This window comes from Sphingomonas gellani, assembly GCF_900110035.1.
Classification (GTDB): domain Bacteria; phylum Pseudomonadota; class Alphaproteobacteria; order Sphingomonadales; family Sphingomonadaceae; genus Sphingomonas; species Sphingomonas gellani.
Window position 1 is genome coordinate 624,288 of record NZ_FOCF01000001.1, and the last position, 16,945, is coordinate 641,232.

General features: G+C 67.5%; 16 protein-coding genes. 5 read left to right on the plus strand and 11 right to left on the minus strand.

Annotation, left to right across the window (positions count from 1 at the left end; translation table 11 throughout):
* Positions 1–5: 5 nt before the first annotated feature.
* The 11 genes from ctaD to BMX37_RS03315 form a co-directional block, all read right to left on the minus strand.
* Positions 6–1,682, minus strand: a complete 1,677-nt coding sequence (gene ctaD, locus BMX37_RS03265) for a cytochrome c oxidase subunit I (protein WP_093663995.1) — start codon at positions 1,680–1,682, stop codon at positions 6–8.
* On the minus strand, positions 1,679–2,620 hold the full coding sequence (gene coxB / locus BMX37_RS03270; RefSeq protein ID WP_093664266.1) for a cytochrome c oxidase subunit II: 942 nt from the start codon (positions 2,618–2,620) through the stop codon (positions 1,679–1,681). The genes ctaD and coxB overlap by 4 nt, the downstream gene beginning before the upstream one ends.
* On the minus strand, positions 2,617–3,372 hold the full coding sequence (locus BMX37_RS03275) for an SCO family protein (RefSeq protein ID WP_093663996.1): 756 nt from the start codon (positions 3,370–3,372) through the stop codon (positions 2,617–2,619). Before BMX37_RS03275 ends, coxB begins: the two co-directional genes overlap by 4 nt.
* Positions 3,369–3,680 (minus strand): hypothetical protein, encoded by a 312-nt coding sequence (locus BMX37_RS03280; protein ID WP_139197982.1) that lies wholly within the window; start codon positions 3,678–3,680, stop codon positions 3,369–3,371. Before BMX37_RS03280 ends, BMX37_RS03275 begins: the two co-directional genes overlap by 4 nt.
* Entirely contained in the window at positions 3,673–4,548 is an 876-nt protein-coding gene (locus BMX37_RS03285; protein ID WP_139197983.1) for a hypothetical protein, read from the minus strand. The genes BMX37_RS03280 and BMX37_RS03285 overlap by 8 nt, the downstream gene beginning before the upstream one ends.
* Positions 4,545–5,033 carry a c-type cytochrome gene (locus BMX37_RS03290; protein WP_093663999.1) on the minus strand — a complete coding sequence of 163 codons (489 nt, stop codon included), beginning with the start codon at positions 5,031–5,033 and terminating at the stop codon, positions 4,545–4,547. Before BMX37_RS03290 ends, BMX37_RS03285 begins: the two co-directional genes overlap by 4 nt.
* Positions 5,030–5,545 carry a quinol:electron acceptor oxidoreductase subunit ActD gene (locus BMX37_RS03295; protein WP_093664000.1) on the minus strand — a complete coding sequence of 172 codons (516 nt, stop codon included), beginning with the start codon at positions 5,543–5,545 and terminating at the stop codon, positions 5,030–5,032. Before BMX37_RS03295 ends, BMX37_RS03290 begins: the two co-directional genes overlap by 4 nt.
* Complete coding sequence (nrfD, locus tag BMX37_RS03300) at positions 5,542–6,903, minus strand: NrfD/PsrC family molybdoenzyme membrane anchor subunit (RefSeq protein ID WP_093664001.1); 1,362 nt, start codon at positions 6,901–6,903, stop codon at positions 5,542–5,544. The genes BMX37_RS03295 and nrfD overlap by 4 nt, the downstream gene beginning before the upstream one ends.
* Positions 6,900–9,614: a 4Fe-4S dicluster domain-containing protein gene (locus tag BMX37_RS03305; RefSeq protein WP_093664002.1), complete on the minus strand. Its 2,715-nt coding sequence runs from the start codon at positions 9,612–9,614 to the stop codon at positions 6,900–6,902. Before BMX37_RS03305 ends, nrfD begins: the two co-directional genes overlap by 4 nt.
* On the minus strand, positions 9,602–10,261 hold the full coding sequence (locus BMX37_RS03310) for a cytochrome c3 family protein (protein WP_093664003.1): 660 nt from the start codon (positions 10,259–10,261) through the stop codon (positions 9,602–9,604). The genes BMX37_RS03305 and BMX37_RS03310 overlap by 13 nt, the downstream gene beginning before the upstream one ends.
* 127 nt (positions 10,262–10,388) lie before the next feature.
* Positions 10,389–11,144 (minus strand): SDR family oxidoreductase, encoded by a 756-nt coding sequence (locus tag BMX37_RS03315; protein WP_093664004.1) that lies wholly within the window; start codon positions 11,142–11,144, stop codon positions 10,389–10,391.
* A gap of 132 nt (positions 11,145–11,276) precedes the next feature.
* Between BMX37_RS03315 and BMX37_RS03320 the strand changes: the two genes are divergently transcribed.
* The 5 genes from BMX37_RS03320 (at position 11,277) to BMX37_RS03340 (ending at position 16,909) form a co-directional block, all read left to right on the plus strand.
* Positions 11,277–13,235, plus strand: a complete 1,959-nt coding sequence (locus BMX37_RS03320) for a CocE/NonD family hydrolase (RefSeq protein WP_093664005.1) — start codon at positions 11,277–11,279, stop codon at positions 13,233–13,235.
* Between the two features lie 62 nt (positions 13,236–13,297).
* The gene (mgrA, locus tag BMX37_RS03325) at positions 13,298–14,374 is read left to right on the plus strand and encodes an L-glyceraldehyde 3-phosphate reductase (RefSeq protein ID WP_093664006.1); all 1,077 of its coding nucleotides are present in this window, start codon (positions 13,298–13,300) and stop codon (positions 14,372–14,374) included.
* Positions 14,371–15,435 carry a Gfo/Idh/MocA family protein gene (locus BMX37_RS03330; RefSeq protein ID WP_093664007.1) on the plus strand — a complete coding sequence of 355 codons (1,065 nt, stop codon included), beginning with the start codon at positions 14,371–14,373 and terminating at the stop codon, positions 15,433–15,435. Before mgrA ends, BMX37_RS03330 begins: the two co-directional genes overlap by 4 nt.
* Positions 15,436–15,460: 25 nt before the next feature.
* A complete protein-coding gene (locus BMX37_RS03335) occupies positions 15,461–16,525 on the plus strand; it encodes a LacI family DNA-binding transcriptional regulator (RefSeq protein ID WP_170841812.1) in 1,065 nt (354 codons plus the stop codon).
* Between the two features lie 69 nt (positions 16,526–16,594).
* Positions 16,595–16,909 (plus strand): DUF6496 domain-containing protein, encoded by a 315-nt coding sequence (locus BMX37_RS03340; RefSeq protein ID WP_093664008.1) that lies wholly within the window; start codon positions 16,595–16,597, stop codon positions 16,907–16,909.
* Positions 16,910–16,945: the final 36 nt, after the last annotated feature.

The window sequence follows — 16,945 nt, forward strand, 5'->3', positions numbered from 1 at the left end:
GCCCGTCATTGCGGGTCCTGCGGCGCGTGGATCGGCCGCACCTCGTGCGGCGCGAACCCTTCCGCGTGATAGCGATAGGGGGTGCCCGTCACGATGGGCGGTTCCGCGAAATTGTCCTTGGGCGGCGGCGAACTGGTCTGCCATTCCAGGCCGGTCGCATCGTGCGGATTGTCGTCTGCCCGCTCGCCCTTCACCAGGCTCCAGCCCAGATAGAACAGCGGCCAGAGATACGCGAATGCGAGGACCACGGCGCCGGTCGAGCTCATTACGTGCCACGCCTGAAACTCCGGCGGATATTCGTGATACCGCCGCGGCATGCCCATGTACCCCAGGATGAACTGCGGGAAGAACGTGAAGTTGAACCCGAAGAACATGCTGACGGCCGCGAACTTCGCCAGCGTCTCCGAATACATGCGCCCGGTTATCTTCGGCCACCAGAAATGCAGGCCGCCGAAGAACGCCGACACCGATCCGCCGACCATGATGTAGTGGAAGTGCGCGACCACGAAGTATGTGTCCGTCACCTGCACGTCGATCGGGATGGAGGCCAGGAACAACCCGGTCAGCCCGCCCAGCGTGAACAGCCCGACAAAGCCCAACGCGTACAGCATCGGCGCGGAAAAGCGGATTTGGCCGCGGTACAGCGTCCCCGTCCAGTTGAAGACCTTGATGGCGCTCGGCACCGCGACGACGAAGGACAGGAACGAGAACACCAGGCTCGCGAAGGGCGACTGGCCGGACACGAACATGTGGTGGCCCCACACCATGAACCCGATCACGGCGATGGCGACCATCGCGTACACCATGAACTCGTACCCGAACACGCGCCGCCGCGCCTCGCAGGCGATGATCTCCGACACCACTCCGAACGCGGGCAGCACCATGATATACACGGCCGGGTGGCTGTAGAACCAGAACAGGTGCTGGAACAGCAGCGGGTCGCCGCCTGAACGGGGATCGAAGATCGGCAGCCCGAACGCCCGTTCCGCGAAGATCAGCAACAGGCTGATCGCCAGCACCGGCGTGGCCAGCACCATGACCAGGCTGACCGTGTACATCGCCCATGCGAACAAGGGCATGCGCATCCACGTCATGCCCTTCGCACGCAACAGGTGGATGGTGGCGAGGAAGTTGATGCCCGTCGCGATGGACGAGAAACCGACCACGAACACGCCCGCCGCCGCCAACAGGACATAGCTGTTGGAATAGAGCGTGGAGAACGGCGTGTAGAAGGTCCAGCCCGTGTCCACGCCGCCCAGGAGCAGCGACAACAGCGTCAGCAACCCGCCCCCCATGTACAGGTACCAGCTGAACAGGTTCAGGCGCGGAAAGGCGACCTCGCGCGCGCCGATCATCAGGGGCAGCAGGAAATTGCCCAAGGTGGTCGGGATCGACGGCACCAGAAAGAACCAAACCATGATGACGCCGTGCAGCGTGAACAGGCGGTTATACTCGTCGGCCGTCAGCAGGTCGCCCGCCGGGGTCACCAGTTCGGCACGGATCAGCGTCGCCGCCGCCCCGCCCAGAAAGAAGAAAAAGGTGATGCCGGCCGCGTACAGGAACGCGATCCGCTTGTGATCGGTCGAGAGCAGCCACGACCGAACGGTGGTGCCACCCTCCGTCAGGAAGCTGGTGCGGCCCGGCTCGCGGGCAAGCGCGCCCGTGTCCTCCAGCGTGCTCAAGGGCCAACCTCTGGACGGGGTGAAACGACCTTTTGCGACTTCAGATAAGCGATCAGGCGAATAAGGTCGTCCTCCGATGCGACGCCCTGATAGCTGGGCATCACGGGCTGATATCCTGCCACCACCTGCTTGTTGGGCAGCAGGATGGAGTCGCGCAGGTAGCTTTCGTCGGCGGTCACGAAGCCGCCACCCTCCAGCGGTTGCTGGCGCCCGAACACGCCGGCGAGGGAGGGCGCCCGAATGCGCGACGACCCGCCATGGCAACCGGTGCAACCCATGCGCCGGAACAGCACCGCGCCCTGATCGGCCAGACTGTCGCCCTGTGGCTGCGCATCGATCCAGCGGGCGAAGTCGGACTGGCTCTGCACGACGATGCCGCCGCCCATCCGGCTGTGGTCGGTGCCGCAATATTCGGTGCAGAACAGGTGATAGGTGCCAGGTTTCGACGCCTCGAACCACGCCTCCACATAGCGGCCGGGCAGCACGTCCTGCTTGGTGCGGAAGGCGGGCACGAAGAAGCTGTGGATCACGTCCTGGCTCGTCATCACCAGCCGCACCGGCACGCCGACGGGGACGTGCAGCGTGTTGATCTCCCGCGTCCCGTTCGGATGTTCGAGCTTCCACATCCACTGCTTCGCGACGACGTGGATCTCCATCGCCTTGCGCGGGATCTCGAACTGCGTCGTCTCCGCGACCGCCGCGAACCAGAAGAAGAACAGGAAGGCGAAGGCGGTGGCCGCGGTCCAGCCGATCTCCACCTCGCGGCTCAGCCGATCGGGAACCGGCCCGCGCGGTGTCGCGGTGCCGCGTCGATATTTGATCGAAAAGAACAGCACCAACGTCCCGACCAGCAGGATCACCGCGCCCGACGCTGCCGTCAGCATCCAGAAGATGCTGTCGACGCGTGGCGCGTAGGTCGAGGCCTCTACGGGCCTCATCGCGCGTGCCTCCGCCGCCACGCCATCGCCAGCACGCCGGCCAGCAGCGCCCCCGAAAGGAGTTGCAGCGCGATCGTCACGATCCGGCCATAGCGGCCGTGCGCGCCGTCCAGACCGTAACACAGCCGCGCGACCTGCCCGGCCCAGCTGTCGCTATCGCGCGCCTGTCCCTTGATCGCGGTGAGCAGCGGCGCTGCGTCTCCGCCAAGTTCGGGCAGCAACGCGACAAGCTTCCCGTCGCGGCCGAAGACATAGGCGGCCGCCTCATGCGCGAACTGGTCGGTCGCCGCGTCGCGGACATAGCCATAGCCCAGCGCACGCGTCGCCGCGCCGATCGCCGCCGGTGTGCCGGTCAGCAGGGCCGTGCCGCGCGCGAGTTTCGGATAGGCGCGAAGCACGCCGGACATGCGCCGCGCATCCGCCAGCGTATCGTTGGGATCGATCCCGATCACCGCCAGCCGGTAATCGCGTCCCGGCCGCAGTCCCGTCGCGGATAGGGCGGTCGCTGTCATGGTCAGCCCCGGCGCGCAAACATGGCGGCAGGTATAGTCCGCGAACACGAGGACCAGCGGCACACCGCCGGCCACTCTGCCCAGCGTCGTGACGGTGCCATGCTGGTTTGTGAAGGGCAGGCGCGCCGGCAGCATGGCCCCGGCCACCGGGCGCGCAACCGCCCCGGCAAGCTGCCGTGGCGACAATTCGGCCGCCGCCGGGCTGGCGATAAGCAGCGAACAGAGGACCGCGCGGATCATGGCCGGCCCTGCCAGTCGCGAATACCGCCATCCACCACGGAGCGCTTCGCCGCCGCGATCGTGGGGTCAGGCCGCGTGTGGCGGGACGGCCTGTATGGGTCGGCCACGCCATCGTGCACGAACGTCTCCAGCCCGGGGGCGGGAAATGCGGTGACCGGCTGTCTCACCACCGGCCTCAGCCGTTCACAGTATAGCCAGCCGGCGATTGCCAGCAGCACCGTCAGCACCAGCGGTGTGGCCAACGCCGCGACAAGCGCGGGGCGGTGCCTCACCGACCATCCCTCCGGCACATCGTCGCGTTCAGCCATGCGCGCCCTCACGCCTTGCCTGCCGCAGAGGGCCGGCCGCAACCACGATCAACCCCGCCGCCGCGCCGATCAGCGCCGCCGGGCCGCCGCCGATCCACCACACGTCGAACAGCGCCAGACCGACGAGCACTGCCGCCCCGGCAAGACGCTGCCCCGTCAGGTGCCGCATCAACGTCAGCAGTGCGATCGGTGCGGCGATCCCGACAACCACGGCTGCCAGCGCCAGCACGCTTGCCGCCGGCGTACCCCGATCGATGTAGAAGGGCACGCGCGCGGGCAGGTTGCCGAACCAGACGATCAGGAAGTCCATGAACGCCAGATATCCCAGCCCCAGCGCCGCCGCCACGGCCAGCAGCGCCATGTCGCCACGCGTCCGTACATCGCCAGAGCCACTCACCAGCGTCGTCGCGGCCGCGCCTCCGACGGCGGCCACGCTCAGCATCATCCCCACTGCGGATACCGGGTGGCCGGGCACATGGCCCAGCATCCAGTCGCCGGCGAGGACCGTCACCGATACCGCATAGCCGGCGAGGACGATCGCGGCGAAGGTTACGCTTGCACCCCCACGCAATCGTCGCGCGGCAAGGGTCAGCAGAACCCCGCCCAACCCTCCACGAAGCGCTACCGCCCAGGGCGACATCCATGCCACCAGATGATCGGGTGCAGGTGTGGCGAGCTGCGCCAGCCCCAGCAACCCTGCCCCAAAGGTGAGGATGGGGGCATGACGTGCCGGGCCGCCGATGCCGTGCCATGCGGCACCCGTGACGCGGGCGATCGCCAACAGGAGAATGGACCCGATAACCGGCGCGGCGGCGATCAGGAACAGCGTGCGATAGGCGGTCGCGACCAGCATGAGGGCATCCCTCATCGATGCGATCTTTCGGCAGGAATGCGCTGCAACGCCTTGATGTAAGCGGCAATCGCCCACCGATCGGCCGGAGCGACGCGATCCGCGTAGGAATACATCACGCCGTGTCCATTGGTGATGACATCCACCACATAGGCGGGGGAGGCCGCCATCAATCGCGGCTCCCGGTACGATGGCGGCGCCGGGAAGCCACGCTTCACCACGGTTCCGTCACCATCACCCCGCTCGCCGTGGCACATCGCGCAGTAGATGCCGTATCGCGCCTCGCCGCGATCGAGCAGTGCTGCCGACAAGGGCGGCGGTCGGTCGAGAGCGGCATCGCGGGCGAGTTGGTCCACCGCGACGCTTCCGGCCGGCGGTGCGGATCGCATCGGCCCGCCGGGCCACAAGGTGTCCGCCCCCTGCGCATCGCCGCGTGCCTGTTCGCGCATCGACAGGTCGCAACCGGCGAGCAGCAGCAGCGCGAGCGGGACAGCGCGCCTCATCCGCCGATCAACCGGCTGTGCGCCGCCCCGGCGGTCGCCATCAGTGCCAGCGCACCGTTTGCGTCCGCCCCCATGTCGCAGGCGAGCGCCAGCACGAAGCTGTCCTGTGCCGCGCGAGCCACCTCGTCGAAGTCGAAGGCGGCATGGTGCAGGCGGGTGAGGCGCGCGTTTCTGAACAGCATCACCAGGCCGGCGAAGCCAGCGCACAGCGCGCCGAACTCTACCGGCGCCGGAATGAAGGCGGGCCAGCTGAACACCGGCCGTCCGCCCGCGTCGAAGGGGTAGGCGACCACCGCACTCCAGATCGTCACCGCCATCAGCGCCGCACCGCCGATCAGCCCGATTACGATGGCCGCCGCCCTGATCCCCTGCTCACCGTCCCCTGCGCCCAGGCTGGTGGCCGCATAGGGCAGCCATTCGCCGACGATGCGCCGTTCCTCCGCCACCGCCCGCACTCGCGCGCGCAGATACGATCCCTCGTCGGCAAAGGTCGCGATCGCCACGACGGTCACCCGCGCTCCTCCGCCAACAGCTTGCGCGTTTCATGCATCGACACGACCGGCAGCAATCGTGCAAACACCAGCATCAGCAGCACGAACCCGCCCAGCGTTCCCGCCAGGATCAGGAAGTCGACGATCGTTGGCGCATAGAGCCGCCAGAAGCTGGGCTCGTAGCCGATCGACAGCGTATTGGTGATGATGAGAATGCGCTCCAGCCACATGCCCACCAGCACGGCGACTGACACTCCGATCAGGACCGGTGTGCTGGTCCGAAGCGGCTTCGCCCAGAACAGCTGAGGGGCCGCGACGTTGCCGATCAGCATCGCCCAATAGAAGGGCGCGTACGGCCCCGTAAATGCGAAGCGGACCACGCGCAGGTCCGCCGCCTCACCGCTCCACAAGGCCGACAGCCATTCCGCCGAATAGGACGCACCCATGACGATCGAGGCCGCTAGAATCACGCGCGCCATGGCGTCGAAATGATCGGGCACGATCAATCCCTCCAAGCCCATGGCGCGCCGCATGATCAGCGCGATCAGCACCACCATCGCAAATCCGGAGAACAGCGCGCCGACCACGAAATAGGGGGGGAAGATGCTTTCGGTCCAACCGGGCATCAGGCTGGCGGCGAAATCCAGCCCGACGATCGAGTGTACGGAACAGACCAGCGGCACTGCGATCGCTGCCATTGTGCGGTGCAGCCGCTCCTGTGCGCGCCACTGCGTCGGCGTCCCCTGCCATCCCATCGCTGCGACGCCGTACATCCGCCGCCATCCGCGCGATCCGTCCCTGTCGCGCAGCGTGGCCAAATCTGGCTGCAGGCCGACATAGAAGAACATGATCGAGAACAGCAGGTAACTGACGATGGCCCAGAAATCCCACACCAGCGCCGATCGCCATTGCGGCCACAACTGCATGCTGTTGGGGTAGGGCGCGAGCCAATAGAAATACATCGGCCGACCCAGGTGCAGGATCGGGAAGATCCCGGCCATCGATACCGCAAAGAGGGTCATCGCCTCCGCCATGCGGTTCAACGACGCGCGCCATTTCTGCCGTGTCAGCAGCAGCAGCGAAGAGATCAGCGTGCCGGCATTGCCGATGCCGATCCACCAGACATAATTCGCGATCGGGAAACCCCAGACTACGGCGGAGTTGTTGCCCCACAGCCCCGGCCCCCGCGTCAGGCTGAACCAGATCGCGACCGCCCCGACCAAAGTCACCGCCGCCGACGCGCCGACCGACAGCCACCATGCGCGACCGGGCCTCCTGTCCATCAGCGGCGCTGCCACCGCCTCCGTCACGTCGCCCAGCGTGGCGATCAACGGCAGGGTCCATCGCCGGCCGCTGTCGACGACATGCGGCGCGATCATGCACCTTCGCCCGGATTACGGCGGCGCGCGAGATAGGTTGTGCGCGGGCGCGTGCCGAGCTCCTCCAGCAAGGCGTAATGGCGCGGATCGGCGCGCGCCTCGCGGATCGGCGCGTCGTCCAGCGTACCGAAGCGGATCGCCTGGGTCGGACAGGCGGCCGCGCACGCGGTCTGGACCGGGGCGGCCACACCGCCGGCGTCCTTCTCCCGATTGGACGCTTCGATCCGCTGCACGCAGTAGGTGCATTTCTCCATCACGCCCCGCGCGCGCACCGATACGTCCGGGTTGCGCTGGGCCGACACCGACGCGTCGCCTGCGTCGCCCCACAGGGATGACCCGGCATAGTCGCGGAAGTTGAAGCGCCGGACCTTGTACGGGCAGTTCGCCTGGCATGTCCGGGTACCGATGCAGCGGTTGTAGACCTGCACATTCAGACCCTGCGCATCGTGGACCGACGCCTCGACCGGGCACACCGGCTCGCACGGCGCGGTTTCGCATTGCATGCAGGGAACGGGCTGGAAACCGCCCGCTCCCTTGTCCTCATACCGGTCGACGCGCAGCCAGTGCATGTCGCGACCGACCGCCATCTCCTCCGGCCCGATCGCGGGAATGTTGTTCTCCGCCTGGCAGGACAGGATGCAGGCGTTGCAGCCGATGCACAGGTCGGTGTCGATCGCCATCGCCCATTGCTTCGGCGCACCCTTGGCCGGCGGATTGGGCAACAGCGTCGGCAGGGGCTTCGCGGCAGGCATAGCGGCACTTGGCGCCAGGACGGGAAAAAGCTTCGCCAGTTCACCATCCAGCTCGAAGAAGGGCTGTGTGGAAACCACCTCGATCCGGCCTGCCGCCTTGCTCACCTGCGGGACGCCCGTTCCTTGCAGAACCCAGGCATTGGCCCCGAACCCGTCCGCTACCGGCCCCGCGCCTTCCCGGCCATAGCCGGTCGCGACCGTCACGACGCCGCGTGCCTGCCCCTCGACTGATCGCACCGGCAGCACCACGCGTCCGCCATGCCGCACCGCGACCATGTCGCCGTTTGCGAGGTCGAGGGCGGCCATGTCGGCCGGGTGCATGCGCGCGCTCGACCCCCACACCTCCTTGGTGATCGGGTCGGGACATTCCTGCGCCCAGGCATTGGTCGAATGCCGCCCATCGAACAGGGAGGGGGAGGGCCGGACATCCACCGCCCACCGCCCGGGCGCGACAGCCGGCAGCACCAATGGCGCTTCGCCGACATGTTCCGCTGCGGCGGCGCTGTCGGGCACGACGCCCGTCGCCACTGCATGGCGCCATCCCGCGTCGTCCAACGCCGCCCACTGCGTGCGGTGTCGCGCGAGCGCACCGGGTCCGCCCGCCGCGTCGAGGATCAGGTCGACCACCTCGACCGGCGTCTTCGTGTCGCAGAATGGCCGTACGAGAGGCTGGGCGATCGAAACCGTCCCGTCCGGGGCGCGCCAGTCGTGCCACCCCTCCAACGGATGACCGATCGGCACCTTCCACTTCGCGCGCGCGCTGGTCTCGTCCGGGAACAGTGTGGCGGCGACGGTCAGCGGCACGCGGTCCATGGCCTCCGCAAAGGCGAGTTGCGGCGGCGCTGCGTAGGCGGGGTTGCTGTCGAGCACGACCAGCGTGTCGATACGCCCCGCGTGCATGTCCGCCGCCAGGCCAGACAGGCTATCGCGATGGGAGGACCGATCGGGATCGACCGGCGCGATCCACTGTTGCGGTGCGCGGAGCAATCCGTTCGCCCAGGCAGCGAAGGCGTGCATGGAGGGCGGCTGTCGATCGCCGACCATGACCAGAGCGCGCCCCTTCGCCGCCAACAGGTCGCGCGCCGCGTCGGCGGCGAAGCGCGCCAACTCGTCCGGCATGGCGATCCGCGCGGGCGCGCCACCCATCGCCGCGGCAAGTGCATGGCACAGCGCCGCCAGATCGGCCGGCCCCGCGGCGATGCGGTGATCGGCCATGGTGCCGCTGATGCTGGGCGTCGCCTCCGCCGCATACATCCGGTGCATCGGCGCGCGTCGCCGTCGCAGGCTCCACCCGCGCGCATGGGCGATCTGATCGGGACCGGGGCCGAGCGGGTCGCTGTCGAGCAACAGCACGACATCGGCGTCGGCCAGGCGGGGTCGCGGAGTCAGCGGCCGACCGAAAGCCGCGTCCGCCGCCGCAAGGGCGTGGTCGTCGTCGAACGGCTCCCATCGCACATGGCGCATGCCTGGCAGTTGCACCCGCAACGCCGCAATGCGCGCAAGCAGCGTGGGCGAGGTGACGCGCCCGGTCAGCAGGGCCAGTCCCTTGCCACGCCGTGGCGCGACACTCTCGAACAGCACCCGCGCCAGGCTGGACCAGCTTGCCGGACCCGACGGGCCGCTCGGCGCACGCAGCCGCTGCGGGTCGTACAGGTCGAGGATGCCCGCCTCGATGAACGGCTCGGTCGCGCCCAGGCTGGCGGGGTGGGCGGCTAGCCCCTCCAGCTTGATCGGGCGACCATCGACCACAAGTCCGGTCACACCCCGGCCGTAACCCGCAAGTGGCAGGGCGGTGGCATAGCGGCGCACCTGGCCGGGGAATGTGCCCTCCGGCTGGTCGACCATCGGGTGGATCGTGTCGTCCGGCCGCTGGCAGGCGGAGACGCTTGCCGCTGCGCCAGCCGCGATCAGACGCAGCACGGACCGGCGATCGGGCAGGTCGGCGCTCATCGGTGGCATGTCGAACAATCGGTCAAATTGCGCCCGCTATGCGCGATGCGGATCGTCGTCGCGCGTGCCGCCGCCCGGTCGGCACCGCTCCGACGCTGATAGGGCGCATCGGAATAGACCCGGTCGGGCGCGACGATCCGCTCCTCCGGTGCGCGGTGGCAATCCAGACACCACCCCATCGACATGGGCGTCGCCTGACGGGTCAGCGGCATGCGGCGGATGTCGCCATGACAGGCGGCGCACGGCACCCCGTTGTTCACATGCGCGTGATGATCGAAATACACATAGTCCGGCAGGCGATTGACGCGCCGCCACGCGATCGGGCGTCCGCTGGCCAGGCTGTCGCGAACGGGCGCCAGCATTTGCGCATTGGTGTAAAGCTGATAATGGCAGGTCATGCAGGTATGCGTCGGCGGCACGCCCGCATGTGCACCCGTCTCCACGCCGGCATGGCAGTATCGGCAATCGATCCCCAATTCGCCGGCATGATGCTGGTGGCTGAAGGGGACCGGCTGCTCGACGAAGCGCCCTTCGCCCGTGGCGGTACCGGAGCGCGCGACGACCATCCCGGCGAACAACAGCCCGGCCACCAGCAAGGGCAGCGCAAGCAGCAGGCGCGCATAGGTGTTGGCACCGGGACGGAACAGTTGAGCCAAGCCACCCTCATTCCCGGAAGAATCGCGTTTCGACCTGCCTAGGAGCCCGCCGGGCAGGGGTCAAACCCCTGAAAGGAAAAGCGCTGTGTGGCCCCCGATCGTTCGGAGGGAGGCCGCAACGAACCCTCTATTCGCCTTCCTGCATGCGCGGGGTGATCGTCAGTTGCTGGACGATCGCCCGCATCGGCTGGGTCAGCAGATAATGGACACCCACCGCGATATCCTCGGCGCGCAGCATGGTCTCCTGCGCGATCATCTCCTGCTGTTCGTCATCCGAGAGGTCGGGATACTGGAAGTCCGCGGACGTCTTGCCTGGTTCGACCAGCGACACCTTGATCCCCTTGGGACCAAGCTCGCGGCGCAGCGCTTCGGCGAAACCGGCGATGCCGGCCTTGATCCCGGCATAGACGGTGGAGCTGGGCCCCAGCACATGCGCGCTCATCGATCCGGTCAGGACGATGTCGCCCTTCGCGATGCGCTGCGACGCGTGCTTCGCGCTCAGCAGATAGGCAGTGAAGTTGACGGCGATGGCGTTACGCAGCGCCGCCTCGTCCATGTCGGTCAGCCCCTGTGCGGGGACGGCGGCGTTGATGACCGCGACGTCCAGGCCGCCGAGTGCCTTTTCGCCCGCATCGAACAAGCGGCCGACATTGTCCGGATCGGCAAGGTCGATCGTCATCCCATCGCCGCGCCCGACGTTACGGATCTGGGCGAGGGCATCGTCCAGATGATCCGGATCATGTCCCGCCACGAAGACGTGAGCCCCCTCCGCCGCCAGCAGGATCGCGATCGCCCGACCGATGCCCGTCGTCCCGCCGGTGACAAGAACGCGGCGATCCTTCAGGCTGCGGTGCTGGGTGTGCGCTGCGGCGACATGGTTCATGAAGGACTCCGGTCAAAAATGTGAGCGGGGCAAAGCGTGTCAGTTGGCGCGCGGTTCCGACGCGCGGCGCCTTGCATCGATCGCGCGGTGTTGCCACCGTGCGGCCCAGAGGTTCTTCAGGGGTTGGTTTTCATGTCCAAATGGCTCGTTTCCGTGTCGCTGGCGGCCGTCATTCTCTCGCCCGCGATGGCGCAGCAGCAACCGCAGGCCGCGCCAAAGGATGCCGCGGTCCGCAGCGAGGCCGGCGCGGATATCCCGCAGAAGTTCACGCCGCCGGTGCAGGCGCAGGATTTCGACAAGCGCGAGGTGATGGTGCCGATGCGCGACGGCACGCGGCTCTACACCGTGATCGTGGTGCCGAAGGGGATCGCTAATGCCCCCATCGTGCTGACCCGCACGCCGTACAACGCGAAGGGGCGGGCGAGCCGGTCCGAAAGTGCCAGCATGCTGAACACGCTGCCGCTGGCGGACGAGATCTTCGTGAAGGCCGGTTACATCCGCGTTTATCAGGACATTCGCGGCAAATACGGGTCCGAGGGCGAATACGTCGTGACGCGGCCGGTGATCGGGCCGCTGAACCATACCAAGGTCGACCACGTCACCGACGCCTACGACACGATCGACTGGCTGGTAAACAAGGCGAACCTGCCGGAATCGAACGGGCGGGTCGGCATGATCGGTTCGTCCTATGAAGGCTTCACCGTCGTCAACGCGCTGCTCAACCCGCACCCCGCGCTGAAGGTCGCCGCTCCGGAAAGCCCGATGGTCGATGGCTGGATGGGCGACGACTGGTTCCACTACGGCGCGTTCCGCCTGGCCAATATCGCCTGGATCGGCGCGCAGACCGGCTACAAGGGAGAGGGCAAGGCGCCTTCGACGGGCGGTTGGGACGATTACGATAATTTCCGTCAGGTCGGCTCCGCCGGCGAATGGGCCAAGAAATCCGGGTACGATCAACTGCCGTTCTGGAACCGCATGGTGCAGCATGCCGCCTATGACGGGTTCTGGCAGGGACAGGCCCTGGACAAGCTGCTCGCCGCGAACCCGTCGAACGTCCCGACCCTGTGGGAACAGGGCCTGTGGGATCAGGAGGACATGTACGGCGCGATCACCAGCTGGGAAGCGCTGAAGGCGAAGGGCAAGGTCGGCAACAACTTCCTGGTGATGGGGCCGTGGCGGCATAGCCAGGTTAACCGCGAGGGACGCAGCCTGGGTGTGTTCCAGTGGAACGGCGACACCGCCGCGCAATTCCGCGAGGACATGGTGCTGCCCTTCTTCAACCGGTACCTGAAGGACGGACCGGCCGTGACCTTGCCGACCGCCGCGATCTACAACACCGGCGAGAATCATTGGGATCGGTTTTCCACCTGGCCGCTGGCGTGTGAGAGCGGCTGTGCGTCCGGCCTCACGCCCTTCTACCTGGGTGCCGGCGGCTCGGCCGGCTTCGGCGCACCGGCCGCTGGTGGTAACAGCTACGTCTCCGACCCGGCGAATCCTGTGCCGCACCTGCCGCGTCCGGTGAACTTCGGCGATGGCCGGTGGGGCGAGTATCTGGTCGCGGATCAGCGGTTCGCGGACGGCCGACCCGACGTGCTGACTTACACCTCGCCCGTGCTGACGGCGCCGGTCCGGGTGTCCGGCGCCCCGATCGCGGACCTGTTCGCGCGGACGACGGGCACCGATGGCGATTTCGTCGTCAAGGTGATAGACCAGTATCCGGACGAGAATGTGGCCGACCCGAAGATGGGCGGGTACCAGTTGCCGATCAGCATGGACATTTTCCGCGGCCGCTATCGCAGCAGCTTCGAACATCCAAGCGCGATCCCGGCGAACAAGGTCCAGGAATATCGCTTCCGCCTGCCGACGGTGAACCATGTGTTCCAGCCGGGACACCGCATGGTTGTCCAGATCCAGTCGACGCTGTTCCCGGTCTATGATCGCAATCCGCAGCGCTATGTCCCCAACATCTTCCTGGCGAAGAAGGACGATTATCAGAAGGCGACGGTGACGATCGTCCGCGGAGGCAGCACGCCCAGCCGGGTCCTGCTGCCGGTCGTGGCGGTGGATCAGTCGGCGGCCATGGTTCGCTGACGGTTGGCGGGAAGGGGTTAGGGGTCTAGTTCGGCAACGAAATTCCGAACAAGGTGACTCCGATGCCCTTTCCCGCACCCTTCCACGCCGATCCCGACCGCTATGACGGGCGCATGCCGTACCGACGCGTCGGGCGCAGCGGCCTGAAGCTGCCGGCGATCAGTCTGGGACTGTGGCAGAATTTCGGCGGGTCCGACGTGTTCGAGACGGGTCGCGCGATCCTGCGCCGTGCGTTCGACCGTGGCGTGACACATTTTGATCTCGCCAACAATTACGGGCCGCCCTACGGCTCCGCCGAAGAAAATTTCGGGCGCGTCATGCGCGACGACTTCGCCCGGCATCGCGACGAGCTGATCGTGTCGACCAAGGCCGGGTGGGACATGTGGCCGGGCCCGTACGGCGACATCGGGTCGTCGAAAAAATACCTCGTCGCCAGCTGCGACCAGAGCCTGAAGCGGATGGGCCTGGATTATGTCGACATCTTCTATTCCCACCGCGTCGATCCCACGACTCCGTTGGAGGAGACGATGGGCGCGCTGGTGCATCTGCATCGTCAGGGCAAGGCGCTGTATGTCGGCATCTCCTCCTACGATCCCGGCCTGACCCGGCGCGCCGCCGCGATCCTGGCGGAGGAGAAGGTGCCGCTGTTCATCCACCAGCCCAGCTATTCGATGCTGAACCGCTGGATCGAGCGGGATCTGCTCGCCACGCTGGACGATCTGGGCACCGGCTGCATCGCCTTTTCCCCGCTGGCGCAGGGCATGCTGAGCGACAAGTATCTGAACGGCGTGCCCGACGATGCGCGTGCGGCGCGCGGCGGGTCGCTGTCGACGGAACTGCTCAGCGACGACAACCTCGACCGTGTCCGCGCGCTCGCGAAGATCGCGGAGCGGCGCGGACAGAGCCTCGCCCAGATGGCGATCGCCTGGGTGCTGCGCGACCCGCGCGTCACCTCCGCGCTGATCGGCGCACGCACCGTGGAGCAGCTCGACGACTCGCTCGATGCCGTGAAGGCGCTGTCCTTTTCGTCGGAGGAGCTGGCGGAGATCGACCGCCATGCGGCGGATGGTGCGATCAACATCTGGTCGGGGTCCAGTGACATCACCGAGATGCCGGCGACTCAGGGCGTTCCCGCTTGAGCGACACCACCGGCGTTGGGCTGGTCGGTTTCGGCCTGGCGGGTGCCCGGCTGCATGCGCCAGTGATCGCCGCGGTGCCGGGTTTCCGCATCGCGGCGATCATGACGTCGCGTCGGGAGGAGGCGCACGCCGACTGGCCGGACGCGGCCGTGGTGGGCACGCCGGACGACCTGCTTGCACGCCCGGACGTCGATCTGATAGTTGTCGCCACACCGAACGCCACTCATGCGCCGATCGCCGCAGCGGCATTGCGGGCCGGCAAGCACGTGGTGGTCGACAAGCCCTTCGTCACCGATAACGCCGATGGTGACGCGCTGATCGAGGCGGCTCGCGAGGCCGGCCTTGTGCTGTCGGTGTACCAGAACCGGCGCTGGGACGCGGATTTCCTGACGGTCGGTTCTCTCCTCGCAGGAGGCCGGCTTGGCCAGGTTCGCTTGGCAGAGATGTGTTGGCATCGCTTCCGCCCCGCGATCAAGCCGGGATGGCGCGAACGCGAGCGGGTCGGCGGCGGGCTGCTGGCGGATCTTGGCCCGCACCTGATCGATCAGGCCCTGCAGCTGTTCGGCATCCCGGATGCGGTCGGCGCGGACGTGCTGATCCAGCGGCCGCAGGCGGTGGTGGACGATTATTTCGACGTGGTGCTGCACTATGGGGGCATGCGGGTAAGGCTGGCGTCCTCCACGCTGGTCGCCGCGACGCGTCCCCGCTTCGCTTTGCACGGCGATGCGGGCAGCTTCGTCAAGCATGGCATCGATCCGCAGGAGGCGGCATTGCGCGCGGGCCATATCGATTGGGCGAGTTTCGGTCAGGAGGAACCTGCGCTGCACGGAACTTTGACCGATCCCGATGGCCGGACGATGGCGGTGCCGAGCGAACGCGGCGACTGGCGATGCTTCTACCGGGGCATGCTGAACGCGATCCGCGGCGAGGCGCCACCGCCGGTGATCGCTGAGGACGCGCTGCTCGCCCTGCGCATAGTAGAGCTCGCGCGAACGGCGGCCGAGGCGGGGCGGGTTCTGCCGGTCGACCCGTCTTTGGTGCGAACGGGATCGGGCGTATAACGCGGGCGACAAAGGGGTAACAAACTTGGGCGGAAAGGGGCGGGCGGGTCGCGGGTCGGGACGGGCATATCGGCCGCCCACGATCAACGACGTCGCGCGCCACGCGGGCGTGTCGCCGACCACCGTGTCGCGGGTCATCAACGGCGAGAACACCGTCCGGGGCGCCAAACGTACCGCCGTGCTGTCGGCCGTAGAGGCCCTGTCGTTCAAGCCCAATGTCGCGGCACGGCGCCTTGCAGGCTCGGCTCCGCTTCGCATCGGCCTGTTGTACGGCAATCCCAGCGCATCGTACCTCAGCGAATTCCTGGTCGGCAGCCTAGAGGCGGCCAGCCGGTTGGGGGTGCAGCTGTTGGTGGAGCGATGCGAGCTGGGCGATGGCGCGATTGTCGCTGCCAGGCGCCTGATGGATGGCGGTGTGGACGGCATGATGCTGACGCCGCCGCTCGGCGACCTGCCCGGGCTTGTCGATGCGGTGGTGAGCGGCGGCGGCCTGCTGACGATAGTAGGCAGCAGCCGGCCGGCCGAGGGACTGCCGGCGGTCGGGATCGACGACGCGGCGGCGGCGGCAGCGATGACACAGCACCTGATCGCCCTGGGCCATCGGCGAATCGGCTTCGTCACCGGCGCGATGGACGTGTCGGTCAGCGGCGATCGGCTGGCCGGTTATCGCCAGGCTCTACGAGAAGGTGGCATAGTGCCGGACGACACGTTGGTGGTCGGGGGCGACTATACCTATCGCTCTGGGCTGGAGGGGGCGCGGCGCCTGCTCGACCTCGCCGTGCCGCCCACCGCGATTTTCGCGAGCAACGACGACATGGCTGCGGCCACGGCGGCGGAGGCGCAGCGGCGCGGCATGGCGGTACCGGGCGCGCTGAGCGTCTGCGGCTTCGACGATGCTGCACTGGCGACCGCGATCTGGCCGGAGCTGACCACGATCCGCCAGCCGATCGCCGACATGGCGCGGCAGGGCATGACGATGCTGGTCGACGCGATCCGGCAATCGGATCAGGAGGGCGAGCCACAGGCGCAGCATCGCCTGCTCGCCTTCGAATTGATCCGGCGCGGATCGGACACCGTGCCGCCAAGCTGACGGAGTGCACCAACCGTCGTCAGGCAACGCGCGGCGGCGATGGGCGTTAATCGCCGCAGGAGGTGCATCATGGCGAAGGAAAGCAAGGGCCAGCAGGCCATCGTCGAGCGGGTGATGCACGAGTTCAAGCATGGAGAACTCACAACCGCCGCAGGGGACAAGGTCACCAGCCGGCGACAGGCGGTCGCGATCGGCCTGTCCGAAGCCGGCGCGTCGGATCAGAAGACACCGGCGCAGAACAAGCGAAACCGCGCCCGAACGGAACGCGGCGGGTCGAGCGCCAGCGGTCCCACCAAGGCGGAGCTGTACGAGCGCGCAAAGAATCAGGACGTGCCGGGCCGATCGCGCATGTCCAAGGCCGAACTGGCAAAGTCGGTCGGATAGTCTCGCCAGTCTGGGCAGGCCGTTCGAGAAACCTCC